The sequence below is a fragment of the Leptolyngbya sp. PCC 6406 genome (genome assembly GCF_000332095.2).
In the GTDB taxonomy this organism is placed as follows: domain Bacteria; phylum Cyanobacteriota; class Cyanobacteriia; order Phormidesmidales; family Phormidesmidaceae; genus PCC-6406.
In genome coordinates this window covers 2953369-2979069 of record NZ_KI913949.1, presented here as the reverse complement: position 1 = coordinate 2979069, position 25701 = coordinate 2953369, and the positions used below count along the sequence as shown (strand labels likewise).

The following is a 25701-nucleotide window of genomic DNA, read 5'->3' as shown; positions in this document are numbered from 1 at the left end:
CACCCCCCACTCTCACACCCCCACACCCCTAGGAGATGCCCGTGGCCGACCATCGAGAAGACACAACTCTAACGGTGAACGCTCTAGTCGATCAGTTAATCCGTAGCCGCAAGGTGACCAATGAACAGTACAAACATCTGTACGATCTGGTCTTAGCGGATGGCACTATTGACGAAGATGAACGCCGCCAAATCAATCGCCTATTCGACGCGATTCAGGTAGGCAGGGTCATCATCATGGATTAGGTAGGGGCTAAGAGGAAATTCTTGCAGGGTAGACATGACCACGCCCGCTCTACTGACTGAAGCTAGGGGCTGTGAGCACCCCATAACCAGGAATCTGGCTTTGATTGTCCACAGCCCCTAGATCCGTCTTAAAACGGTAATTTCTTCTTGCTGGCTTTGTCGCGATCGTAGTCCAGCTCCTTTAGCTTCTTCATGATGCGGCTGAAGTAGTCACCCATGTAGGCTTCCACCGTGGTGATCTCTGTTGGATCAATGGCAAACGTGCTGTAGACCTCGTCCATTGGGGCGGTGATGGGCTCACTGCCCGCAATCACCTCAGAGAAGGCCAGACGATCTGCCAAGTTCCAACCCCACTGAAAGAAGGAGGCGAGGCGGCGCACATTCCGCATCAGCCCCAGGGGCATACGCGATACCTTGCCCTCTTGGCCCGACAGCCGCTCACAGAGACGCACAATTTCGTAGGCTCCCCAGGCTCGACTACCCGCCAGAGGAAAGCTGCGGTTGGTGGTTTCGGGGATAGCCAAAGCCGCGATCGCAAATCGAGCGATGTCCTGAGTATTCATATAAGCGATGGGAGCCGCTTCTCCCATCACCCACACCGCCTGCTTTTCCAGAATGGGAATAGCATACTGACCGATCAACCCCTGTAAAAAACCACAGGGCCGCAAAATTGTGTAGGGCACCCCCGACTCCGCCAAGAATTTCTCTGTGCAGCGCTTGATGTCCATTAGGGGAACGTGGGGATATTTCTCCGCATCCAGGATGGAGAAAAAGACAAACCGCTCGACAGCAGCAGCCTTCGCCGCCTGAATCAGATTGACCTTGCCTTGCCAATCCACCTGCTCAATAGCGTCCGTAGGTCGCGCCGTAGCCGCATCAATTACCGCCTCTACCCCCTCGAAGGCCGGTGGTAGGGTTTCGGGCTTGCACAGATCTCCCCGAAACAGGCGGGCTCCCCACTCCCGCAGGAACCCAGCCCGCTGAAAGCTGCGCACCAGGCAATGAACCTCGTGCCCCTGATCTAGGGCATGCCGGACAATTTGTCTGCCCAAGGTACCCGTTCCGCCAATTACCAGCAGCTTCATGAGAGCAAGGAAACAAAAGTTTACGTTCTTCTAACCATACCAGATCATGCCCGCCCCTCTGGGGAATGATCTCAAAAGCACCCCATTCCATCTTCTAGGCTGGGCATCTCCAGCCCTTAATCTCTCAGCTCAAAGCGTAACCAGACCTGCACCGCTTCGGGGGACTGGTTAAAGTATTCGGCCAAGGCTGCCTCGATCTGCCTGGGATCCGTCAGGGGCCAGTAAAACTTCAGCAAACGGGGGACGGGCTCTAGGACGAGCACTTCAATCTCCGTCAGATGATGGGAACGAATGATGGCCTTGCCGATCAAAACATCCGTAGCCTCGGCAGGGGGCTGCGCGATCGCAAGGGGAGCGATGGAACGGTGGCTGCGCCGAAGTTGTTCCTGGGTCACCCTGCCCCCAAAACTCCAGAGCAGGAGACCGATGAGGGGGAGGGGTACCCAAAACTCCCAACCGATTGGAGGCGCAGGGGCCAAGCGATTCAAAACCTTGAAAATCTTCACAGGGGCACTCCGGGGAACTAGGGGCTGTGGACAATCAAAGCCAGATTTCTGGTTATGGGGCGGTTACAGCCCCTAGCTTGATTCAGTAGGGCGGGCGGGGTCATCTGCCTACCCCGCAGGGGGTGCCCCCTTAATTGTCCACACGCCCTAAGCCCGCCGGACCTTAACCAAAAGTTTAACTTCGCTTTATAGGGTAGGGAGAACAATAGCCCTGGCCCATCCCATGAAAATCCTACTGGCTGAAGATGATCTCGCCCAACGGGAGCCCATTCAGACAGCGCTGATGCGGGAACAGCATGTGGTAGATGCTGCCACCGATGGCTCCACTGCCCAGTGGTTCCTGACGAGTCAAGAATACGATCTCCTGATCTTAGATTGGATGTTGCCCCAGATCAGTGGCGTAGATCTGTGCCGCCAATATCGGCAGGCGGGGCGGGCAGCTCCTGTCCTTATGTTGACGGCGCGGCAGTCGGTCAGCGATCGCATTGCGGGTTTGGATGCTGGGGCCGATGACTACCTAGTTAAGCCCGCCAGTTTAGGGGAACTCATGGCCCGGATTAGGGCCTTGGGGCGGCGGCCCTTTCTCTGGCAGGGGGATGTGTTGAGCCTAGAGGATCTACGGCTCCATTTAGCCAACCTCACCCTAGAGCGGGGCCAAACTTCGGTACAGTTGTCCAAGCGGGAGTTTCAGCTACTGGAATACCTCCTGCGCCATCCCCACCAAGTGCTGACCCACGACCAACTCCACAATGCCCTCTGGGAATGGGGTGGCGAGCCTGAGAGCAACGCCCTGTCCAAATTGGTGCGACGGCTGCGCCAACGGCTCAAGGCGGTGGAAGCTTCGGACTGGGTCGAAACCATCTATGGTATGGGTTACCGTCTACATCCCCCTAGCGGCTGTTGTTAGCGATTACCATGTTTACCCGGAGTCAGCGCACCCTAGCCCAAGGGCTCATGCTGGTAATGGGCACTATTTTGGTGGTGATCGGCAGTGGTCTCTATTTTCTAGATGTGCTCAGCGAACTAGCGGCCCTAGATAAAGGGGTCCATCGTAAGGCCCGCATCATTGCAGCCAGTATTCGCTATCCTTCCTCCCTGTCCTTAGAAGGGCAGTTTCAGGTGCCATCTTCGTCAGAAATTCTCCTAAGAAATGGAGAAAACCGGCAGACCTTAGAAGACTTAGAGATAGATCTAGATTATGTTCCGCGCTTAGGCAGCAAAGCTCCCCTGTTGGAGAGTGACCTTGTCTACATTCGCTGGTACGATGCCGAGGGGAAATTGCAACGGTTTTCGGGGGTTCCTCCTAGTGCTGTAGAACCCCTTGATTTGACGGAATTGGGGTTTGTCAGCCGTTCACTAGGAGAGGCTACGACCTCGCTCTGGGTGCGGCAACTGCTCCTACCCCTGGTCTATCAAGAGCAAACCCTGGGGTATTTGCAGGTGGCGGTGCCCTTAGCGCCCGTAGCCCAGAGTTTAGATCAATCTCGCTTGGGCTTTAGCATTGCCTTGCCCCTGGGGGTCGGGTTTATTGGGCTGGTGAGTTGGGGGTTTGGGGCGCTGGCTATGCAGCCACTCCGCCGCTCCCATCAGTCTCTAGAGCAGTTCACCAGTGATGCCTCCCACGAGTTACGCAGTCCCATTGCCGCCATCCTCAACAATGCCGAGGTGGGGCTGATGGCAACGGAGCCCCAGGAGCAACGGCTGCGCCTAGAGCGCATTGTTACCCTGAGTCAATCCCTGGCCAGTCTCTTAAATAGTCTCTTTCTCTTGGCCCGCACCCAGGGGCCAGATCTGCTGCCCTGGCGACAGTCGGTGAATCTTACCCATCTGGTCAATTGCTTGACCGGGGAATATGGCCATAGCGCGATCGCAACTGGGCTCACCTGGGAAGCCATCTTGCCTGTCCAGTCCTATATCGTCATGGGGCACGGCGAGCTGCTGGCATTAGCCCTCGGCAATCTCTTCAGTAATGCCTGTCGCTATACCCCCACTGGCGGTACCGTCACCATCACCCTCTCCACGCAGCCCCACCAAGCCATTGTCACTGTTACCGATACAGGCATTGGGATTGCCCCAGAAGACTTGCCCCACATCTGCGATCGCTTCTATCGAACTAGCCAAACGCGATCGCGCCAGGATGGCGGCTTTGGCCTTGGCCTTGCCATCGCCCAACACATCATCACCGCCCACGACGGCACCCTCCAAATCGAGAGCGAAGTAGGCATCGGCTCCACCTTTCGAGTCACCCTACCCTTGGCGTAATACCAATTCTCGCAATTCCCGCTACACATGCTAGCTTCGACTCCGCTCAGCTAGCGTCTTCCAAGAAACTTTCCTCTGTCGCCAAGACCGAGATTCCTCCCGCTGGTCGGAATGACGGACTCTCGTTCCATCACTCCACCACCCGGCAACAACAGGGCGGGTTTTGAGCCTCCCATCCTGAATTACCCGCTACATACGGGCTAAACCCGCCCCTACGGGATTTACCCCATCACCCCAATACCCCATCACCCCAATACCCCATCACCCCAATACCCCAATACGCCCCCCCTCCTTGTCCTTTTTCTGTCCTTTTCCTATGCAACCCTGAACCCGGAGGCTGGATCGGGTAGATAGCGAGTTTTGAATCAAAACTCCCTCACATGACTATCCGTCTGCCTCCTTTTCTAAACCTACTTCCCTGGGAAGCTCGGTAGGCCCTTTGGGCCACCGCCCACCCATGAGTTGTTACACAACCCCAAAATTTTAACCATGAAGGCTTCTTTCACTCGTTTCAGCTTCAAGCGCACGACAGCGCTAGCCACCGCCGCTTCCCTCACCCTGCTATCTATGGCAGCTTGTGGCCCTGGGGATGCCCCCACGGCAGATGGTGACGATGCTCCTCCGGTTACTGCTGGCGGCGGTGGCGGCACCATCGACATCAGTGGTGCGGGTGCTACCTTCCCTGCCCCTCTGTTCCAACGTTGGTTTGATGCCTATAACCGGGAAGTTGACTCCTCCGTGCAGGTCAGCTACCAGTCCGTGGGGAGTGGGGCTGGTCTAGAGCAATACATCAACGGCACCGTGGACTTTGGGGCCAGCGAGGCTCCCATCACCGACTCCGAAGATCGGATGAAGTCCTTTTCCGATGCTTACCCCTACGAGCCTCTCCAGTTGCCCTTGGTGGGTGGCTATGTAGTCTTTGCCCATAGCATTCCTGGTATTGGGGATGACGAAATGCGTCTTTCCCGCGAAACCTACTGCGGCATTGTTAATGGTGACATCACCAATTGGAGCGACCCCGCGATCGCGGGTGACAACGACGGCCTAGATTTCCCTGACATGGAAATCACCTGGGTACATCGTTCCGATGGTTCCGGTACTACCTTCGTGTTCTCTAACCACATTGATACCGTTTGCCCCCAGTGGCAAGCGGGTGTGGGGACTTCTATCGAATGGCCCGTTGGCATCGGTGGTCAAGGGAATGAAGGGGTTGCTGCTGGCATCCAGCAAACCGAGGGAGCCATTGGCTATCTTTCCTATGCCTATGCCCAGTTGAACGATATTCCCGTATCTCGGATTGAAAACCAAGCCGGGAACTATCCTGAAACCCTACCCGCCAACGCTTCCCTAGCGTTTGAAGGAGAGGAAGTCCCTGATGACTTCGGTCTACTGGTACCTGACCCTGCTAACCCCGATGCTTACCCCATCGCTGGTCTGGTGTGGGTGATGGTCTACCGCGAATATGAGGATGCCGAAAAGTGGCAAGCACTCAAAGAGGTAATTGAGTGGACCCTCAGCCCTGATGGGGTTGCCCTCACCGAAGAACTCTTCTACGTGCCCATGCCCGCAACTTTGGTTGACCGCATCATGGAAGCGCTTGACGAAGTAGAAGCAGGCTAATTCTGCCCCCATAAACCCCCAGAACACCCCGACTTTAGGGGTGTTCTGGTTTCAGGGTAGAATTGGCAGGGTACTGTGTGGATGAGGCATTGAGCCACGGAGTTCAGCTAGGTTGAAATCCCAGCCTCTAAGTGGCAACGGAATTGAGGAGAATTTATGGCACTGGCTGAAGATTTTCAGGCACTTTCACGGGAAACGCTAAGAAAGAAAAACAGCCCCACTCGCGTTATAGATATGGGGTTTTGGGGGCTGACTCTGACCTTGGCTGTGGCCGCAGGGGCAGTATTGATTTGGGTGATTGTGCAGACGGCAATTTCTGCTGGCCCTGCAATTCAGGCGTTTGGGTTGGGCTTTTTAGTGACCACATCTTGGAGCCCCGTTACTAATATTTTCGGGGTGTTGCCACAGATCTATGGAACTTTGGTCACCTCCTTCATTGCCCTGTTGATTGCAGTGCCGGTGGGAATTGGGGTGGCAGTCTTCCTAACGGAAGACTTTGTTCCCAAGTTTGTTACCACTCCCATTGCCTTTGCCATTGAGCTAATTGTTGCCATTCCCAGTGTGGTACTGGGCCTATGGGGACTCTTTGTTCTGATTCCCTTTTTGCGACCCTTCTTCAGTTTTCTCAACACCACCCTGGGCTGGATTCCCATTTTTGGTGGGGGCACGCCTCGGGGCAATAACCTCTTGATTGTGGGGCTGGTACTGTCTGTGATGATTGTGCCCATCATCATTTCCATCACCCGCAGCACCTTTGAGGCGCTGCCCAGGGATTTGCACAATGGGGCACTGGCACTGGGGGCAACTCGCTGGGAAACTATCTTGCGGGTGATGATTCCTGCTGGTCTATCTGGCATCATCAGTTCAGTCATGTTGGCCATGGGGCGCGCCCTAGGGGAAACCATGGTGGCGGCCATGATGGTAGGCAATGCCAACCGGATTAGTGCTTCGATTTTGCAGCCCGGTTCAACGATTACGGGCTTGATTGCGTCTCAGTTTGGTGAGGCCGGTCGGCTTCAGGTATCTTCCTTGATGTATGCCGGTTTAGTGCTCATGGTGTTGTCTTTGATCGTCAACATTATGGCGGAGCTAATCATCCGCCAGTTCCAAAACATTGAACGTTAAGGACTGAGTACTTCGTAATGAATGTCGTTGAGCGATCGCAAGTAGAGACATTATGGCAACTTCAGAAAACCAGCCTTCCCTTTCCACGGCAGGGAACGATCAACTAGTCTTGACCAAGAAAGCGATGGATCCTCGCCGCTATATCTTGGGAAAGGCTCTCACCACCTTGACCATCGTGTTCACGGCTTTTGTGCTCATTCCCCTAATTGCCGTCGTGGTGAATGTATCCAGTCGAGGTGTTAACCAGCTCAAGTGGCCTACTACTTTTACCGAACTGCCTCCCCCCCCTGGACTGACGGAAGGGGGATTTGGCCATGCAATTATTGGTAGCTTACTTACCCTAGGAGTTGCCATTGCCATTGCGGTTCCCTTTGGGGTGATTGCCGCCGTTTATCTAGCTGAGTTTGGTAAAGGCACCCGCATTGCTTATCTGGTTAAGTTTTCAGCCAACGTGCTGACCGGGGTACCGGCCATTCTCATGGGTCTGTTTGCCTACAGTGTTGTGGTAATTCCCACCGGCAGGTTCTCAGCCTTTTCTGGGGGGGTAGCCTTGGCTGTCCTGATGCTGCCCATAATTTTGCGGACAACAGAAGAAGCGTTAAGACTTGTGCCTAATGAGATGCGTCAGGCGGCTTTAGCAGTGGGTTCAACTCGCTTCCAGATGGTGAGCAAGATTGTAATTCCCTGTGCTTTGCCAGCGATTGTGACTGGGGTGATTTTGGGTGTGGCTCGGGCGGCTGGGGAAGCCGCTCCTCTGTTGTTTACTGCCTTCAATAACAACTTTTGGTCTACCGATGTTTGGGGGCCGGTTTCCACCCTGCCGGTGTTGATTTACTTCTTCTCCATCATTCCTTACAAAGCTTCCCAGGACTTGGCTTGGGCTGCGGCCATGGTGTTGGTTGCAATTGTGCTCATCCTCAGTGTTACTGCCCGCTTCTTTACACGAGTTAGAACTTACTAGTACCCCAGGGCGTAAATCAGTCCACTATTGCCGCGCCATCTCAACATTTTCCGGTCCCCTCTCCCCTTGGGAGAGGGCTAGGGTGAGGGGCCGAGGTGTGCCACGATGGAACGGCCAGGGTATTTCCGCCGCAGAGTACTAGGTTCTGGATAGTCGTTACTGATTTCTCAATGAGGTTCCCATGCAAGGACAGATAGACAATGTAGCGGTTGAAACTCGCCGAGTTTTCCAGGTGGAAAACGTCCAAGTTTACTACGGCGACACTCTGGCAGTTCGGGATGTCAATATGGACATCATGACCCATAAGATCACTGCCCTTATTGGCCCTTCTGGCTGCGGTAAGAGTACCCTGCTGCGCTGCTTTAACCGCACCAATGATTTGATTGTCGGAGCCAGGGTCGCGGGCAAAATTTCCTACCATGGCATCGATCTCTATGGGGAAGAAATCGACCCCGTAGTGGTGCGTCAACGCATTGGCATGGTGTTCCAAAAGCCCAACCCTTTTCCCAAGTCCATCTATGACAACATTGCTTTTGGACTGCGCATCAATGGCATGAAAGTGGACATGGATGAAGTGGTAGAGAAATCCCTACGCTCTGCGGCCCTGTGGGATGAGGTTAAGGACAAGCTGAAGGAAAGTGGCCTGTCCCTGTCCGGTGGTCAGCAACAACGTCTCTGTATTGCGCGGGCGGTGGCATTGAAGCCAGATGTGATCCTGATGGATGAGCCTTGCTCGGCTTTGGATCCCATCTCTACCCTGCGGATTGAGGAGCTGATGGCGGAGTTGAAGAAGGACTTCACCATCGTTATCGTGACCCACAACATGCAGCAGGCTTCTCGAATTTCTGACTACACAGCGTTCTTTAATGCGGAAGCTGTGGAGAAAGGACAACGGGTTGGCTATCTGGTGGAAACTGGCTCGACGGAAAAAATCTTTAGTTCTCCCCAAGACCAGCGTACGCGGGACTATGTCAGCGGGCGCTTTGGGTAGGGCAGATTTGGTTGTTGGGAAGCGGCGATTTCCAACCGCCGCTTCCCATATTCTCGAACCGAAAAGACCCGCGAACCGGCAAGCCTATAGAGTGGCAAAGCGATCGCTGGCTTCGACTAGGGCGTGGATGATGCCGGGTTCTGTGACGGAATGGCCCGCATCAGGAATGAGGAAAAACTCGGCCTCTGGCCAAGCCCGATGCAGTTCCCAGGCGGTTTGGGGGGGACAGACTACGTCGTATCGGCCCTGAACAATCACTCCTGGAATCTGGCGGAGCGACTGGGTGTGGTCAAGCAAGTAGCGATCGCACTTAAAAAAGCCCCTATTCACAAAATAATGACACTCAATTCGGGCAAAGGCTGCCGCAAAGGTATCCTCCCTGAATTTATCCACTAGGGCAGGATCGGGAATGAGCTTACTGGTACTGGCCTCCCAGATAGACCAGGCCCGCGCCGCCGTCAGCCGTGTCTGCTGATCTTCACTGGTGAGGCGGCGGTAATAGGCTGCCACCAAATCGTGGTGCTCCTCGGGGGGAATGGGGGCCAGGTAGGTTTCCCAGGCATCGGGAAACAGAAAGCTTGCCCCCGACTGATAAAACCATTGAATTTCCTCGGATCGCAGCGTAAAAATGCCGCGCAAAATCAGCCCTTTGCAACGATGGGGATGGGTTTGGGCATAGGCCAGGGCTAGGGTACTGCCCCAACTGCCCCCAAAGAGAACCCAGCGGTCAATGCCCAGATGGGTGCGAATGCGCTCCATATCCGCCACCAAATCCCAGGTGGTGTTGTCTCGCAACTCGGCGTAGGGGGTACTGCGCCCACAACCCCGTTGGTCAAACAGGATAATGCGCCACTGGGTCGGGTCAAAAAATTGGCGGTATAGGGCCATGCTGCCGCCGCCAGGACCACCATGGAGAAAAATTACGGGTTTTCCGGTGGGTGTACCGCTTTCTTCTAGGTAAAGGGTGTGGCGATCAGAAACGGGTAGATACTCGACCCGATAGGGGGCAATGGGCGGGTATAGGTCACGCATTACAAGGTGCAAGAGGGGTCCGCTTCCCTTTACCAAAAGCCAGACGTAGGGATTCGGCTATTGTGACAGGTTTATCGGCAGCAGAGATGTCCTGCGGTCGGAAATGGCGGAAAGATCTGGGGCGGAAGGCTGAACATCGCCCCCTTGCTGGATGAGAGATCCGGGGGCTACGCCTTTACCACGATCCACTTACCGGTGTTGGGATCGCGGTAGGTAATGAAGGGATTGAGCTTGAGGGGCTTTCTACAGGGGGTTGACATCATTAGGCTTCTCAACGCTTACCCCTATGGTAAAGAAACGATGAAGCAACCCCCGTGACCCAGCCTGCTCCCGGTTGTGATCCTGGTAACAGTTTCTAGGGATTTTCGTCACGTTGGAGACCCGCCTACCCTTGGAATTGGGGGGCTGGGGCCGTTGCACCATGGCCATTGGGGGTTGCCATGGCCTCCGACGGACCTGGGGTCATCGCCCCCTGGTCGTTGACTTGGGCCAAGTAGAGCAGTTGGGTGGGATAGGCAAACTCGATGCCTGCTTGATCAAAGCTGGCCTTGAGGGCAAAGTTGATAGTTTGCTGGGCGTTCATGTAGGTGGTGTAGTCACTGGTTTCGACAAAATACACCACTTCGTAGTCGAGGCTGTGGTCACCAAAGTTGTTGAAGTGGGCACGATCGAAGCTGACGCCTTCGGTGGCGTCGATGACCTGTTGAATCAGCTTGGGGATAGCTTCGATTTGGGCCTGGGGCGTTTCGTAGGTGACGCCTAGGGTGAAGACAATCCGCCGCCGCCGCATCCGCCGAAAATTCTGGATGCGGGAGTTGGTCAGGTCCGTATTGGCGGCGATCAGCTCTTCTCCGGTGAGGCTGCGAAGACGGGTGGTTTTAATGCCTATCTGTTCAACGGTGCCCACCATATCCCCGACGACGAGGAAGTCGCCAATCTCGAAGGGGCGATCCAGGATGATGGAAAAGTAGCTGAAGAGATCTCCGAGAATACCCTGGGCGGCAAATGCGATCGCAAGTCCACCAATGCCCAGACTGGCCACCACAGCGGAGATGTCAAAGCCCAGATTGTCTAGCAAAAACACAAAACCCACGGCCCACACTACCCCCTTGAGGGCGGGTACGAGGGCATTCAAACTCTGTCCTAGGGTGTCATCTCCCCGGCGACCTAGCCAGTAGACCCGCACACCATATTCCACCAGCGAACTTAATAGTTGCACTACACCTAGGGTCGCTAGGGCGATGCAGAGGGCGTTAAAGCCGTCTTGCAAAATGGGGTGCAGGGTGAGGTTACTGAGGCTGACGTACAACACCCCTAGCCATAGCAGGCGCACCAAGGGCCGCTCTATCAAGTGCAGCAGGCGATCATCCAGATCCGTGGCCGTGCGACTCGCCCAAGCCTGGAGACGGGCGATCGCCCATTGACTTAGAAGTGCGATCGCGAGTAGCCCGACAACCAACGTCCCTAGGGCCAACCCATAGTCGGCAACAGTATTGCCCAGCCAGACAAGCTGGAGAAAGTCGGTGGACATGAAATTTTTCTGCATCCAATTCAATCTACGGGATAAATAATCCTCCATTTCCTCGGCAATGACATCTACCAAAGGTTGGTTTCGAGGGTTCCCAACCCTCGAAACCAACCTTTGGTACCGCGCGGCGGAAGTAGCGCTACCATCGTTGCGCAGGCTAGACTCACGGCGGTTAAAACCGCTGCTATAACCCCACTCCCCATGTCCCCCTGGCAAGCCTACGTCGAAACCACCGCCGCCCTTCTGCACCTAGAGATTCCCGCAGTCATCCTGCCCAGTGTGGTGGAAAACTTTGACCGGATTGTGGCGATCGCTCAGCCCGTGCTCGACTTTCCCTTAGGGGAGACGGACGAGCCCGCTCCCATATTTGACCCGGAGGGATCGGCCCATGACGGTACCCTGTGATTCCCCCCGTGATCTCCCAATAGGTGCTCCAGAGAATACCCCAATGAATATCCCCAGGCCAATGGATGCCCAGGCCATTGCCACAGCCGTTCAAGAGGGCAAAATCATGGCTCGCGATGTGGTGGAGGCAACCCTCGATCAGATTCAGCGGCGCGATGGCCAAGGGCCGGTCCGCGACCCTGGTGATTGCCATTGCTTTACTCACCTCACCGCTGACCGTGCCCGAAAACAGGCCGCTGCGGTGGATACCGCGATCGCAGCCGGACAGCCCGTCGGTCCCTTAGCGGGAGTACCCTTTGCGGTCAAGAACCTCTACGACATCGCCGGAGAGGTCACCCTGGCGGGGTCCAAAATTAACCAGGGCAATGCTCCAGCCCGTCAAGATGCCACTGCGATCGCGCGTCTCGAAGCTGCCGGGGCAGTGCTCGTAGGGGCATTGAACATGGACGAATACGCCTACGGCTTTGTCACCGTCAACCACCACTACGGCACCACCCCCAATCCCCACGATCCGCGCCGGGTCGCGGGGGGATCCTCCGGGGGATCGGCGGCGGCGGTGGCAGCGGGGCTAGTCCCCCTCACCCTCGGGTCCGACACCAATGGCTCGATTCGGGTTCCGGCAGGGCTCTGCGGCGTCTATGGCTTCAAGCCCACCTATGGCCGTCTCTCTCGGGGGGGAGCCTACCTGTTTTCCGCCAGTTTGGACCATATCGGTCCCCTGGCCAATTCCCTCTGGGTCACGGCAGCCAGTCTGGACGCCATGCAGGGACCAGATCCTCGCGATCCCGTCTGTACCCAGCGGCCACCAGCAGCGATGGTGGCTGCCCTGGGTCAATCCCCCGATGGATTGCGGATCGCGATTGCTGACGACCACTTTGCCCGAGGCATGGAACCCGCGATCGCGGCAGCCTTGGAAAAAGTAGCAACCGCCCTGGGTACGACCCAGCGCGTCACGTTCCCAGAAGCGGCACGGGCGCGGGCCGCCGCCTACCTGATTACCGCCTGCGAAGGCAGCCAGTTGCACCTCCAGCGTCTCCAGCAACGACCCATGGAGTTTGACCCCGCCACCCGCGATCGCTTCCTCGCCGGAGCCCTCATTCCTAGCCCTTGGTACCTGCAAGCCCAGCGGTTTCGGCGCTGGTTTCGCGATCGGGTTCAGGAGCTTTTTCAAACTGTGGACATTGTGCTGGCTCCCACTACCCCCTGCGTCGCCCCCTTTGTGGATCAAGAAACCATGACCATTCTGGAGGAATCGGTATTGGTGCGGCCCCACTTGGGACTCTATACCCAGCCCCTCTCCTTTATTGGTCTCCCCGCCCTATCCGTTCCCGTCAGGGACGTAGGACCCTTACCCGTCGGCATTCAAATCGTGGCCGCCCCCTACCAGGAAGCCCGGATTTTACAGGTGGCAGCTTGGCTGGAAAGCCAAGGCATAATTCAAACTCAAGGCATAATTCAGGATCCCATACCAAGTCCAGATCGAAATCTGGAGTTTCCCCACCGAGAAAACTCCACTTCTGGACTTGGACAAGGTTTAGATCTGCTTTAAGTGGTGCAGGCTAAAGAACTGGTCGGCATCGGTCCACACCTGGATGGGCTGAAACCCCGCTTCCATCGCTAGCAACTGAAATTCCTCAATCGTGTATTTATAGGAATGCTCGGTGCGTAGGGTTTCGCCCCGGCTAAAGTGAATCTCCGCCTCTCCCAGGCGCACGGTCTGATCGCATCGGCTGACGATCGCCATTTCAATGCGTCCAGCTTGGGGATTGTAGGGAGCCTGGTAGGTAAACTGCTGGCGTTCAAAATTCGCCCCCAACTCCCGGTTCATGCGCGTTAGTAGATTGAGGGCGAACTCGGCGGAAATGCCCTGGGCGTCGTCGTAGGCGGGCTCTAAGATAGTGGCGGACTTTTTCAAATCCACGCCGACGATCAGCTCCCCCAGCACCGCCATGGTTTTGAGAAAGGTCACCACCTCCATCGGCTCCAGATTGCCAATGGATGACCCTGGGAAAAAGCCCAGGGTGCGGTGGTCCCGAATTTCAGGAATCTGCTCCACCGGCAGGGGCTGGGTGTAGTCGGCACAAACTGCGATCGCATCCAGGGCATCAAAATCCTGCATCAGGGCCAGACAAGCCTCCTGCAAGTGCTGTCGCGAAATATCGACCCCCACATAGGTCCGCACCTGGGGAGCAGCCTTCAGCAAAATCCGAATTTTCTGGCTGCTACCGCTACCCAGTTCCACCAAGGTGTGCCCCCCGAGACAAGTGGCGATGGGGTGGGCATGGGTCTGCAAAATCCCCCTCTCCGTGCGGGTGAGATAGTACTCCGGCAGTTGGCAAATGGCATCAAATAGCTCAGATCCGCGCTTGTCATAGAGAAACTTAGGAGAAATTGCCTTTTGAGGCAGGCTCAAACCCTCAAGCACGGCACTACGAAAGTCCTCTACCGGGGGATGGAAATCGTACAGCTTAACGGGAAATCGCTGGGTCTGAAAGCTAAGGCGAGCAACCATAAAAAATCCTTCAATGTGAACCGGTCAGTGAACAGAGAACGGATAACCTAGAGCGATCACCTGGGTATCAACTCAAAGCGGAACAAATCTCGTGAGTAGGAGCTAGGAGTTAGGAGAGTATTGAATTCTGGCTCCTAACTCCTGAATTCCTCGGAGCCAATATTGGCTCGGCTTACGTTGATGCCCCGATCACCCTATTGAGCCAGCCGCAGACCGCTGAACTGCCAGCGGGCACTGGGGGGGAAGAAATTCCGATAGGTCGGGCGAATGTGACCGGGTGGCGTCACACAGGAGCCACCCCGCAGCACCATCTGGTTACACATAAACTTGCCGTTATATTCCCCCACCGCACCGGCAGCAGGGCGAAAGCCGGGATAGGGCAAATAGGCGCTTTGGGTCCACTCCCAGGTATCGCCATAGAGTTGCTCCAATCCGCCCAGCCCTGGGGCTGCTTGGGGCTGGAGCGCGTTAGCCGCCAGTAGATTCCCCTGAATGGGTACCCCCGCTGCTGCCACCTCCCACTCGGCTTCCGTGGGCAGTCGGCAACCCCGCCACTGGGCAAAGGCATCGGCCTCAAAATAGCTGATATGGCTCACAGGAGCAGCCAGGTCCAGAGGGTGCAGACCGCTCAGGGTCATGGTCCACCACTGGCCCTGGGGCTGTTCCTCCTGGTCCCGCTGCTCCCCTGGTTCCCAATCCTGCTGCCGTTGCTCCCAATACAGGGGAGCCCGCCAGCCCTGGCTTTGTACTATGGCCCACCCCTCCGAGAGCCAATATTCGGGGGTTCGGTAGCCCCCAGCGGCGATAAATTCCAGGTATTCCCCATTGGTTACCAGGCGCGACGCTAGGGCAAAGTCTTGCAGATAGACCCGGTGGGCAGGCCCTTCATTATCAAAGGCAAACCCAGAGCCTTGATGACCAATGGTGTGGAGCCCGCCAGCAAACTCAATGAATGTCAGGGGGCTGGGACTGGGGCTAGCAGATGGGCTAGCAGATGGAATCGCTGGACGGTAGGCGGGGTGTAGTGGATTCAGGGCCAGATTGTATTTGAGGTCCGTCAACAGCAGTTCCTGGTGCTGTTGTTCGTGGTGTATGCCCAACGTGGTCAGGGCCACCACAGCGGGATGATCCCCCTGCTGGTGCAGCAGCGTCTCCATCGCTTCATCCACATGGGCTCGGTAGCGATAAACATCCGCCACCGTGGGCCGCGATAGCAGTCCCCGTTCGGGCCGGGGATGGCGTGCCCCCACCGCCTCGTAATAGGAATTGAACAGATAGCCGTAGGTGGGGTGAAACCCCTGGTAGGACGGTAGATAGGGGTGCAGTAAAAAAGTCTCAAAAAACCAGGTGGTATGGGCCAGATGCCATTTGGGAGGACTGACATCCGCCATGCCCTGGATGCCATAGTCTTCGATTTCTAAGGGCTGGCACAGGACTTCGCTGAGGTTGCGCACGGCTTGGTACTGACTGTACAGCCCCGGTTTTAGGGTGGGGGCAGCGGGGGAGGAAAGGATCATAGGGAAGCAGCTAAACAGCGGCCACGGGGCGGCACTGTTGGTTATTGTGGCAGACTTTTCCAGCGCAGTCCTGTGGGATGGATTGGCCAAAAGCTAGTGGCAATCGCCGTAAAAACCCCGTTAAAATACCGAAATCCGACTCGTCTGCAATCTTTCATCCGTATTTTTACGATGGTGACGCCGAATGGGCTCCAGGCAGGTTGGGGAAACGGGCAGGGTGCAGGAAAAATCTATGGTTGAAGTATTAAAACATCGGGGAAACCGATGGTTGCTACGCGATCGCACTTCCGGATTTACGCTCATCGAAATTATCGTAGTGCTGGTGATTGTCGGGATTTTAGCCGCGATCGCGGCCCCCACTTGGTTCGTATTCCTAGCCAATCGGCAAATCCAAGTGGCTCGCGATGAGGTCCACCAAGGGATTCAATCCGCCCAAAATAGCGCGATCAATAGTCGTAGTGCGTGGCGCTTTAGTCTGCGCCAACAGACTGATCATTGGGAGTGGACCGTCCACCCCAATGATCAGCCCGCCAATACCGTGACGAATTGGACCCGCCTCCACCATCGCGTCACGATTGATAACCCCGATACCACACTGATTGCAGCCAACGGCGTGTACTACGTGTACTTCACCCATTTGGGAGAACCCAGACCTCGCCTAGGAACGGTGACCGTAGTTGGAGCCAATAGTTTTGGCAAAAAGCAATGTGTGGTGGTATCCACGCTACTGGGAGCTAGTCGCAAGGGCTCGGAGAAACTCTATCCCAACAGCAGCGGACGGTATTGCTATTAGTGTGAGATTCTTGCTCTTTAACCTGGACTTAGTCTTTCGATAAACTTCTTCCTGTGTTCCGATAAACTTACCCCTTTACTGTTGTGAGGATATTTTCGTAGGACGCTAACGTTATGAGACCTTGGGCTCATGGGTCGCGCTGGGGAGAAACCCGGCATTCTATTCGGGTGAAATGGCTGCGCTTCGTCGCCTTTTTGGTTTCGGCTCTCACTATCACCCTGGTCACTGCCGCCTGCGTGGCCAATCCCGATGCAGTACAGGACGGGGAAGCCCCGGCTGCCGCTGCTGGGGGCGGGAGTGCCTCCTTGACGGTCTACACCGCCCTGGAAGATGACCAAGTGGCAGACTACATGGCCCTGTGGGAAAGTGAATATCCCGATATTGAAGTCAATATCGTCCGGGACTCCACCGGCATCATCACCGCCAAGTTGCTGGCAGAAAAGGATAATCCCCAAGCTGATTTGGTCTGGGGAACCGCCGCCTCCAGCCTGCTGATCGCTGATGAAGAGGGGCTACTAGAACCTTATGCCCCGGCGGGTCTGGACAAAGTAAACCCCCGATTCCGGGACGATCGCAATCCTCCCCACTGGGTCGGTATTGACGTGTGGAGTTCTGCCTTCTGTGTCAACACCGTGGAAGCGGAGCGACTGGGCCTACCCATCCCCACCTCCTGGGAAGACCTAGCGGATCCGGTCTATCGCGGCCAGATTGTCATGTCCAATCCGGCGTCCTCCGGTACCGGCTATCTGTCGGTTTCCGCCATGCTTCAGCTCAAGGGGGAAGAGGAAGGCTGGGCCTACCTAGATGCCCTCCACGAGAATGTGGCTCAGTATATGCATTCCGGCTCCCGGCCCTGTCGCGCTGCGGGTCAAGGGGAATATGCCATCGGCATTTCCTTTGATTTCCGGGCAGTGAGCCAGAAGAATGACGGCGAACCCATTGAACCCGTGTTCCCCGAGGAGGGATCGGGCTGGGATCTAGAGGCCAATGCCTTGATCAAGAAGGCTGAAATCAAGCCGGAAGCTCAAACCTTCCTGGACTGGGCCATTTCGGCGGATGTCTCTGAGCTGTATGCCCAGAATTTCGCCATCACGGCGGTAGAAACCTCGGTACCCATCCCGGAAGGCTTCCCCGCTGACCCCGTGGCCCAGCTCATTGACAATGATCTAGTCTGGGCGGCGCAAAACCGCGATCGCATTCTAGAGGAATGGACGAAGCGCTACGACGCTAAGTCTGAGCCCAAGGAAGGGTAATTCCCTGAGTTGCTGGACTGGCCCCTGAACGGAGTCGAAGGGGCCGTCCAGCCCCCCGGCTTGATCTGGCCTTTGCCCTTTTTCGAGGATTTTCCATGGTGGCTCCAGAGCCCAGATCCATAACGGATATTGCCCAGTCCCCAGCGGCAACTGGCACAGCCTCCGCTGCGAACCGCCAGCCCCGTTCTCGGACGGAGCCCCCCTCTCCCTATCTCCAGCTAGAGGGCATCCACAAGAACTTTGGCCCCTTTGTGGCCCTGAAGAATATCTACCTGGACGTGTATCCAGGGGAGTTTGTCTGTCTCCTTGGCCCCAGCGGTTGCGGCAAAACCACCCTGCTGCGCATCATCGCCGGGTTAGAGACCCAGAGCCAAGGGCGGGTGATTCAAAAGGATCAGGATGTCTCCCGCTTGCCTCCGTCCCGGCGAGACTTTGGCATTGTCTTTCAGTCCTACGCCCTGTTTCCCAACCTAACGGCGGCGGAAAATGTGGCCTACGGCTTGCACAATACCCGCAAACCCAAGGCTGAAATCCGCGATCGCGTCACGGAACTGCTAAATCTCGTGGGGCTAGAGGGGTTTGCTCCCCAGTATCCCTCCCAACTGTCGGGGGGACAGCAACAGCGGGTGGCCCTGGCCCGTGCCCTGGCCCTTTCCCCCAGTCTGTTGCTGCTGGATGAACCCTTGTCGGCCCTGGATGCCAAGGTCCGGGTGAAGCTACGCACCGAGATCGCTCGATTGCAAAAGCAACTGGGGGTGACGACGGTGATGGTCACCCACGATCAGTCGGAAGCCTTGGCCATGGCAGATCGCGTCGTGGTCATGGACAAGGGCATCATTGCTCAGGTAGGCACTCCCCGCGCCATCTATCAGCATCCCAGCACCCCCTTTGTGGCCAATTTCATTGGGGTGATGAATTTTCTGGGTGGAGTGGTGGTAGCAGCGGATCAGGTGCGCTGCGGCAATGTGGTGCTAGAGACGCCCTCTAATGATGTGCCGGTGGACCAGGTCGCCCATGTGGCCATCCGCCCAGAGGATATCCGGGTGCTACCGGCTGGAAACCAGGTAGAAACGGCCAATACCCTCACAGCCCAGGTGCAGTCCTTTGAGTTTTTGGGCTCTGGCTACCGGGTGCTGCTCAGCCCCGATGGCAACGCCAAGGAAACGGTGGTGGTGGAAATTTCGGCCCAGGAATCCCGCACCCTGGATCTCAAGCCCGATATGGTCTTGAGAATTCAATTTCCCCCGGAGTTGATCCGCGTTTTTTCTAGTCAGGATTCGATGTCATAGAGCGAAGGGTGAAGGGTGAAGGGTGAAGGGTGAAGGGTGAAGGGTGAACTTGCTGCCAAGGGGACGCCAAGGGGACGGGTTCCTAGTCACCAGCTTGGGAAGAGGAGAAAGATCTTGCTCAGGAACCCGTCCCCTTATCCCCACCAGCTTGGGAAGAGGAGAGAGATCTTGCTCAGGAACCCGTCCCCTTATCCCCATCAGCAAGGAGGCAGAACCTCCAGCAAATTGCTGGGTCGCGCTGACGCTTGACCCGGCCTACTAACTGCATTGGGCGCGGAAACCGCCCCCCTACCGCTCATCCACCCACGCCAAAGCCCAATATCGGTCACCCGCACGCACCGGGCAACCACAAGGGATTGCCCCTACGGGATCTCTACCCCATCACCCCATCACCCCATCACCCACCCACCCCATCACCTCCCTCCCATGACCACAACTCCCAACCTACCCGCCCTCCAGCGCGCGATCGCACATCTGAGACCCAAATCCCAGCAGGTCGCCACCTCAGACGACTGGATTCGGGGCGGATTGCTGGTAGTGACGGTCCTGTGGCTGGTTTCCAGCGTGATTCTGCCCCTCTGGCCGTTGTTTATCCGCAGTTTGCAGGCACGGGATGGCACCTGGATCGGCCTGGGGAATTATGCCCGATACTTCAATACGCCGTCCCTAGAAGCCTCCTTTTACCACAGTCTCTATATTGCCTTTGCCACCACCGTCATTTCTGTAGTGCTGGGCTTTATCTACGCCTATGCCCTGACCCGTACCGCCATGGTAGGCAAGCGATTTTTCCAGACCATGGGGCTGTTGACCCTGTACATTCCCCCCCTGGCCAATGCCATTGGGCTGATCTATATATTTGGCAATCAGGGCTTGGTGACACGGGGATTTTTTGGCCTGTTGCCTGGTTGGGACATCAACCTCTACGGGGCCAACGGCATCATCATTGGTGAAGTGCTCTACTGCTTTCCCCAGGCGGTGATTTTGCTGCTGACGGCCCTGAGCCTGACCGATGCCCGCCTCTATGAAGCGGCGGAGGTCCTGGGGGATCCTCCCCTGAGAACCTTTTTCAAAGTGACGATTCCTAGCGTTAAATATGGCCTGATCAGTGCCTTTTTTATCTGCTTTATTTTGGCCTTTACGGACTTTGGGGTGCCCAAGGTGGTGGGGGGCGACTACAACGTTCTGGCGACGGATATCTATAAGCAGGTGGTGGGGCAGCAGAATTTTTCCATGGGGGCGACGATTAGCATTCTGCTGCTGATTCCCAGTGTGTTTGCCTTTGTCATCGATCGCTTGGTGCAGCGACGACAGACGGCCCTGATCAGCGCCAAGGCGGTTCCCCTCCAGCCCAAGCCCAAGCCGGTGTTAGATCGCCTCATGCTGGGATTTTGCGGAACCATTGTGGCCCTAGCCCTGGGGGTGTTTGCCACGGTGGTTCTGGCTTCCCTGGTGCAGCTCTGGCCCTACGATTTTTCCCTCAGCCTGCGTAACTACGACTTTAGCCGGGTGGGGGGCGGCGGCTATGGAGCCTTTTGGAACAGCCTCCGCATGTCTGGCTACACTGCCATATTTGGCACCCTCGTCGTCTTCACGTCGGCCTATTTAATTGAAAAAAGCCCCGGTCTGCGGTGGTTGCGATCGCTAAATTATTTCCTCTCCACCCTGCCCTTGGCCCTGCCGGGGCTAGTATTGGGGATTGCCTACGTCTTTTTCTTCAACAATCCCATCTGGCCCCTGCCGGGATTGGGCATCGCCATCCACAATCCCTTCCATGGTCTCTACGGCACCATGGCGCTGCTGGTAATTGTTCACACCATCCACTTTTACACCGTGGGCTTTTTGACCGCCACCACCGCCCTCAAGCAAATCGATGGGGAATTTGAAGCGGTGTCGGCCTCCATGGGGGTGCCCTTTTATAAAACCTTTTTCCGGGTCACAGTGCCCCTAGCTCTGCCCGCCATTCTGGACATCAGCGTCTACTACTTCGTCAATACGATGGTGACGGTATCGGCCTTGATTTTCCTCTATCCGCCGACATTGCCGATGGCAGCGGTGGCCATTATCAACCTGGATGACGCGGGGAATATTGCAGCGGCAGCGGCCATGTCTACGTTGGTGGTGGTCACTAGTCTGACGGTGCGCGGTCTGTACGGGTTCGCCACCAAGGGGTTGAAGCAACAATCCCAAGCTTGGCTGCAAGGTAAAGGAGGATGACTAAAATCCTAACAGCTCAAAATTTACGTTGAGGTGAATCACCATGGCACCAGTTCAATTGGTTGTGTTTGATATGGCAGGGACGACGGTGCAGGATCAGCGGGAGGTGGAAGCCTGCTTTATGGCCGCAGCCGAAAAAACGGGGCTGGTGGCTGATCCGGCCCAGGTGAATGCCATGATGGGCCTACCCAAGCGGCGAGTGTTTGAAACCCTGTGGGATCAGCAATTGGGTCAGCGGGATGAGGCCCAAGTTGATCAGTCCTATCAGATATTTCGAGGGATTTTAGAAGCCCACTATCAAACTCAGCCCGTGGTGCCCACAGCCCACTGTTTAGAGGTGTTTGACTGGCTCCATAGCCGGGGCATTGCCATTGGCCTGAATACGGGCTTTTACCGGGAGGTGACGGATATTATTCTGGATCGCTTGGGCTGGCTTCAGGGGCTGAATGGCGACCATGTGGGCGGGGTTGACAGTCCGATTCAGGTATCGGTCACCCCGTCGGAAATTTATCGCCAGGAAGGTCGTCCGGCCCCCTACATGATTCAGAAGGCGATGTACCAATTGGGCATTACCGATCCCCAGCGGGTGGTTGCCGTTGGCGATACCCCCTCGGATTTAGCCGCTGGAATCAATGCCCATTGTCGTCTCGCCCTGGGGGTAACCAACGGCACCCATACTAGGGCTGAACTGGCGGCCCATGCCCATCAAGGGCTGTTAGCATCCCTAGCAGAATTGCCAGGGATGCTGAAGGACTACTAAGCCTACAGAAGCGATCGCTACCATCCCCAACCGCCCGACATTGGTGGGCCATGTTGGGTTCCGCTAGCGCTGCACCCAACCTACAAAATTAGGTTTGACAGACCACTAGGGTATATCTCTCTCTCGGTTGCCACCCCAAAATGCTGTATCGGTCCCCCTTAGCCTCCTAAAATCCCCCAGCATTGGGGGATTTAGGAGGCTAGATCACTGGCAAGGATTTCTGGCTGCTGTAGAGGGATAACGATCTCGAAGCGGGTGCCACCAGTGACTGGGGTAAGACAGGTTAGGGTGCCGTTGTGTTTCTCGGTGATGATTTGATAGCTGATAGAGAGCCCCATGCCTGTACCTTTGCCAATAGGTTTAGTGGTAAAGAAGGGGTTGAAGATTTTGGCCTTGAGGGCATCAGGAATACCGGGGCCGTTATTTGCGATCGCAATTTTGACTTGATTGTCGTCTACTAGGGTTGTAGTCACGATAATTTTGGGTGGTTCTGTAAGACTATGGCTTTCGAGACCTTCTTCCAGGGCATCAACCGCATTGCTCAGCAGGTTCATAAAAACCTGATTGAGCTGACCGGCATAGCATTCTACGGGGGGCAGGTCATCGTATTCGCACTGGAGGTTAATTTCGACCCGGTCGGATTTAGCCTTGATGCGGTGTTGCAAAATCATGAGGGTGCTGTCAATGCCAGCGTGAATATCCACTGCCTTCATTTCAGCCTCATCCATGCGGGAAAAGGTGCGCAGAGAGGCAACAATCTCCTGAATGCGATCTGCGCCCACCTTCATGGAGTAGAGGAGTTTCGGCAGGTCTACGGCCACAAAGGGGAGGTCAATGGTCTCGGTCTGCGCCAAGATCTCCGTAGTGGGTTCGGGATAGGTCTGCTGATATAGATCAATCAGGCCCAAGAGGTCGGTGGTATAGGTATGGGCATGGGTGAGGTTGCCGTAGATAAAGTTCACTGGATTGTTGATTTCGTGGGCGACTCCTGCCACCAGTTGCCCCAGGCTAGACATCTTTTCGCTTTGAATCACCTGAGCTTGGGTGCGCTGTAGCTCATCCAGGGTGCGTTGAAGTTCTGTCGCCTTAGCCCGCAGCGCCAACTCCGATTTTTTTAGGGCTAACTCTGCCTGCCGCCTTTGCCAAGCTTCCATTTCTGAAGTCAACAAATCTGCGAGGGCATCGGCAAAGCTTATTTCCTCTAAGGTCCATTGGCGAGCTGCCTTGCCACTAGATTCAATGCACAGAATACCCACCATTTCCCCTTGGAACCAAAGGGCTGTGTCCATCAGTGCTAGTACGTCTGTGGTTGGGCCGTAAATCGCTGACACATCTTGGGTGCGCGGGTCGGTGGCAATATCTGCTGTAGCAATGGTGCGCCCTGAGGCAAGAATAGTCAGATAGTTCGATAATGCCCCTAAGGGTAAGGACTCTAGGATGCTATGCCCTGTGCTGGGACTGTAATAGTCGCGGCATTGCAGTTGGTCGTCAGCCATCATCCACAGGCCCACATTGCAGTGCAGGGCATGGGCTGCTGTTTCCAACAATCGAGCCACAAATTTCTCAAAACTCAGCTTTTCTGAAACGCGATCGCGCACCAAGTGAGAGATGCATACCTGGTGGCGGCGCATTTGGATTTCCCGGAGCCGTAATGTTTCCGTGGCCTCCTGTTGCTCTGTAATATCCAGAATCAAAGAGGCGACCCCAATCACCTGGCCCGCACCATTGGTAAGAGCGGTACTGTACCAGTCACAGGTGAGCAGCTTACCGTTGCGGGTGATGTTGGTAGTACGGATACCTTGCTGTTGTTGCTGGAGAGACCCCAGCAGCTCATCAACCTGTACTTGTAGCCCTAGGGGCATCAGGAAGTTAGCCTTGCGTCCCATTGCCTCGGTGGCACTATAGCCAAACATGCTTTCTGCAGCGGGGTTCCACGCCTGAACACAATTGTCTGTATCCCACTCAATCACGGCTAAGGGAGTTTGCTGAATCATCATCAACAGCTTGTGCTGAGAGGCTTGCAATTGCTGGGTTCGGATTGCCACCCGCTGTTCTAATTCAGCATTAAGCTGCTGGAGCTGTTCCTCAGTCTGTTTGAGATTGAGGAATGCAGCCTGCTGCTCACTGATATCCCGCACCATGACTAATACTTCATCAACACCACAGGGGGTAATGCGAACCTCCTCATAGCGAGTTCCAGCCCCGATCCGTAGTGCTTGCTGATAAATCTGAACAGTGCCGGTCGCCAGCGCCTGGGCCGAGTAATGCAGGCGATTGTGGATAAAATCTGACGGCAAGGTGGCCGCTACTGTCGGTTCTGCGCCTTCTGCATCTAGGTTGAGAGACACCAGATTGAGACCGGGATTAGCGACCAGATCGCGATAGGTACCATCGGCTCCCATGCGGAGTAACAAGTCGGGAATTGCCTGGATTAACGCCCGATTCGTGGCCTCACTTTGCTGGAGACGGGCCTCTACTTCCTTGCGGGCCGTGATGTCCAGCATGACCCCATTCAGGTATTGCAAGTCCCCATCGGCACCAAAGGAACCCTGCCCCTTTTCATAGACCCAGCGCACGGTGCCATCTCGATGCCAAATGCGATACTCCAACTCGTAGGGGCGACAATCTGCGATCGCGGCCTCGACCGCCGTGGCCACCCCGTCTTCATCCTCTTGGTGAATTAAGCTAGCCCAAGTCCGTTCCCGATTGTAGATAAAGTCTGAGGCGGCATAACCGCACAAATCCTCAACCCAATCACTGAGCACGACCATGGTCCAATCCCGGTCATTGTGACAGCGATACACAACACCAGGGAGGTTATCCAGCAGTTCTTGCAGGCGAGTGTCACTTTCCGTCAAGCTCCGTTCTGTCTCCTGCTGCGACAGTTGCCACTGGTCAGACATAGCGGTAGATCTAACAAATGAGGAATTATACATGTGACTATCTCCAGCAATGTCTTAAATTAATGTTGACAATAGATATGAATAGGTTCCGAAAAGATGACAGCAGTTCTGCTTTATTCGTGAAGGTTGTTATGACGTGAGTATTAAACAGATGAACCAGCTCAACTCTTAAGCTAGGAGATAAATGTGACATTCCCGTGGCTAGTACCACAGGGTGTAAATCAGCCCACTATTGTCGCGTCAGCCCAACATTCTCCAGTCCCCTCTCCCCCTGGGCTACGGTGTACACATAAGTCACTGTTTGATGGGCATCCCGGCCTGACCCCCTCTAACTCCCCCTTGTAAAGGGGGAGGACTAGAGTTTCCCCCCTTTACAAGGGGGGATTAAGGGGGGTTTGCAAGGGGCATCAGCACCCTTCCAGAAATATGTGTACACAGCAGCCCCCTGGGAGAGGGTTAGGGTGAGGGGCCGAGTGTGCCGCGATGAAACGGTCAGAGTATTTACGCTGCCCAGCACTAGTGTCGCAGGACATAAATCAGCCCACTATTGTCACGTCAGCCCAATATTTTCCAGTCCCCTCTCCCCCTGGGAGAGGGCTAGGGTGAGGGGCCGAGTGTGCCGCGATGAAACGGTCAGAGTATTTACGCTGCCCAGCACTAGTGCCGCAGGGCATAAATCAGCCCACTATTGTCGCGCCAG

The 25701-nt window shown here is 55.8% G+C and carries 21 protein-coding genes; 14 read left to right on the top strand and 7 right to left on the bottom strand.

Annotated elements, in window-relative coordinates:
- Positions 1-35 precede the first annotated feature (35 nt).
- Positions 36-245, top strand: a complete 210-nt coding sequence (locus LEP6406_RS0213175; RefSeq protein ID WP_008316154.1) for a hypothetical protein — start codon at positions 36-38, stop codon at positions 243-245.
- Between the two features lie 128 nt (positions 246-373).
- Here the strand turns inward: LEP6406_RS0213175 and LEP6406_RS0213170 are convergent, their stop codons facing one another.
- Positions 374-1330, bottom strand: a complete 957-nt coding sequence (locus LEP6406_RS0213170; protein WP_008316152.1) for an SDR family oxidoreductase — start codon at positions 1328-1330, stop codon at positions 374-376.
- Between the two features lie 116 nt (positions 1331-1446).
- Positions 1447-1836: a hypothetical protein gene (locus LEP6406_RS0213165; protein WP_008316149.1), complete on the bottom strand. Its 390-nt coding sequence runs from the start codon at positions 1834-1836 to the stop codon at positions 1447-1449.
- 223 nt (positions 1837-2059) lie between these two features.
- On the opposite strand from LEP6406_RS0213165, the gene LEP6406_RS0213160 reads away from it, so the two are divergent.
- The 6 genes from LEP6406_RS0213160 (at position 2060) to pstB (ending at position 8795) form a co-directional block, all read left to right on the top strand.
- Entirely contained in the window at positions 2060-2743 is a 684-nt protein-coding gene (locus tag LEP6406_RS0213160) for a response regulator transcription factor (RefSeq protein WP_008316147.1), read from the top strand.
- A gap of 8 nt (positions 2744-2751) precedes the next feature.
- Positions 2752-4098 (top strand): sensor histidine kinase, encoded by a 1347-nt coding sequence (locus LEP6406_RS0213155; RefSeq protein ID WP_008316145.1) that lies wholly within the window; start codon positions 2752-2754, stop codon positions 4096-4098.
- A 489-nt stretch (positions 4099-4587) separates the two neighbouring features.
- Positions 4588-5718 (top strand): phosphate ABC transporter substrate-binding protein PstS, encoded by a 1131-nt coding sequence (gene pstS / locus LEP6406_RS0213150; protein WP_008308322.1) that lies wholly within the window; start codon positions 4588-4590, stop codon positions 5716-5718.
- A 156-nt stretch (positions 5719-5874) separates the two neighbouring features.
- A complete protein-coding gene (gene pstC, locus LEP6406_RS0213145) occupies positions 5875-6843 on the top strand; it encodes a phosphate ABC transporter permease subunit PstC (protein WP_008308324.1) in 969 nt (322 codons plus the stop codon).
- Positions 6844-6895: 52 nt separating this feature from the next.
- Positions 6896-7804 (top strand): phosphate ABC transporter permease PstA, encoded by a 909-nt coding sequence (pstA, locus tag LEP6406_RS0213140; RefSeq protein ID WP_008308326.1) that lies wholly within the window; start codon positions 6896-6898, stop codon positions 7802-7804.
- 181 nt (positions 7805-7985) lie between these two features.
- Complete coding sequence (gene pstB / locus LEP6406_RS0213135) at positions 7986-8795, top strand: phosphate ABC transporter ATP-binding protein PstB (RefSeq protein WP_008308701.1); 810 nt, start codon at positions 7986-7988, stop codon at positions 8793-8795.
- An 84-nt stretch (positions 8796-8879) separates the two neighbouring features.
- Here pstB and pip read toward each other — a convergent pair whose 3' ends face one another.
- On the bottom strand, positions 8880-9827 hold the full coding sequence (pip, locus tag LEP6406_RS0213130; RefSeq protein ID WP_008308699.1) for a prolyl aminopeptidase: 948 nt from the start codon (positions 9825-9827) through the stop codon (positions 8880-8882).
- A gap of 385 nt (positions 9828-10212) precedes the next feature.
- The gene (locus LEP6406_RS28005) at positions 10213-11358 is read right to left on the bottom strand and encodes a mechanosensitive ion channel family protein (RefSeq protein ID WP_008308695.1); all 1146 of its coding nucleotides are present in this window, start codon (positions 11356-11358) and stop codon (positions 10213-10215) included.
- A 198-nt stretch (positions 11359-11556) separates the two neighbouring features.
- Between LEP6406_RS28005 and LEP6406_RS0213120 the strand changes: the two genes are divergently transcribed.
- Together LEP6406_RS0213120 and LEP6406_RS0213115 are read left to right on the top strand one after the other, a co-directional pair.
- The gene (locus LEP6406_RS0213120) at positions 11557-11760 is read left to right on the top strand and encodes a DUF4089 domain-containing protein (protein ID WP_008308694.1); all 204 of its coding nucleotides are present in this window, start codon (positions 11557-11559) and stop codon (positions 11758-11760) included.
- Between the two features lie 43 nt (positions 11761-11803).
- Positions 11804-13309, top strand: a complete 1506-nt coding sequence (locus tag LEP6406_RS0213115) for an AtzE family amidohydrolase (protein WP_081748077.1) — start codon at positions 11804-11806, stop codon at positions 13307-13309.
- Here the strand turns inward: LEP6406_RS0213115 and egtD are convergent.
- Together egtD and egtB are read right to left on the bottom strand one after the other, a co-directional pair.
- On the bottom strand, positions 13295-14272 hold the full coding sequence (gene egtD / locus LEP6406_RS0213110; RefSeq protein WP_008308692.1) for an L-histidine N(alpha)-methyltransferase: 978 nt from the start codon (positions 14270-14272) through the stop codon (positions 13295-13297). The two genes, LEP6406_RS0213115 and egtD, sit on opposite strands and share 15 nt — an antisense overlap.
- Before the next feature lie 194 nt (positions 14273-14466).
- A complete protein-coding gene (egtB, locus tag LEP6406_RS0213105) occupies positions 14467-15789 on the bottom strand; it encodes an ergothioneine biosynthesis protein EgtB (RefSeq protein ID WP_008308691.1) in 1323 nt (440 codons plus the stop codon).
- Between the two features lie 232 nt (positions 15790-16021).
- Here egtB and LEP6406_RS28000 point away from each other — a divergent pair, with 232 nt between their 5' ends.
- The 5 genes from LEP6406_RS28000 (at position 16022) to LEP6406_RS0213080 (ending at position 22098) form a co-directional block, all read left to right on the top strand.
- Positions 16022-16582 (top strand): GspH/FimT family protein, encoded by a 561-nt coding sequence (locus tag LEP6406_RS28000; RefSeq protein WP_008308690.1) that lies wholly within the window; start codon positions 16022-16024, stop codon positions 16580-16582.
- A gap of 113 nt (positions 16583-16695) precedes the next feature.
- Positions 16696-17835: a putative 2-aminoethylphosphonate ABC transporter substrate-binding protein gene (locus LEP6406_RS0213095; RefSeq protein ID WP_008308688.1), complete on the top strand. Its 1140-nt coding sequence runs from the start codon at positions 16696-16698 to the stop codon at positions 17833-17835.
- 95 nt (positions 17836-17930) lie between these two features.
- Positions 17931-19124, top strand: a complete 1194-nt coding sequence (locus LEP6406_RS0213090) for a putative 2-aminoethylphosphonate ABC transporter ATP-binding protein (RefSeq protein ID WP_008308686.1) — start codon at positions 17931-17933, stop codon at positions 19122-19124.
- A gap of 426 nt (positions 19125-19550) precedes the next feature.
- The gene (locus LEP6406_RS0213085; RefSeq protein WP_008316644.1) at positions 19551-21338 is read left to right on the top strand and encodes a putative 2-aminoethylphosphonate ABC transporter permease subunit; all 1788 of its coding nucleotides are present in this window, start codon (positions 19551-19553) and stop codon (positions 21336-21338) included.
- 43 nt (positions 21339-21381) lie between these two features.
- On the top strand, positions 21382-22098 hold the full coding sequence (locus tag LEP6406_RS0213080; protein ID WP_008316646.1) for an HAD family hydrolase: 717 nt from the start codon (positions 21382-21384) through the stop codon (positions 22096-22098).
- 191 nt (positions 22099-22289) lie between these two features.
- On the opposite strand, the gene LEP6406_RS30305 is transcribed toward LEP6406_RS0213080, so the two are convergent.
- Complete coding sequence (locus LEP6406_RS30305) at positions 22290-25034, bottom strand: PAS domain-containing sensor histidine kinase (RefSeq protein WP_008316649.1); 2745 nt, start codon at positions 25032-25034, stop codon at positions 22290-22292.
- Between the last annotated feature and the right edge of the window lie 667 nt (positions 25035-25701).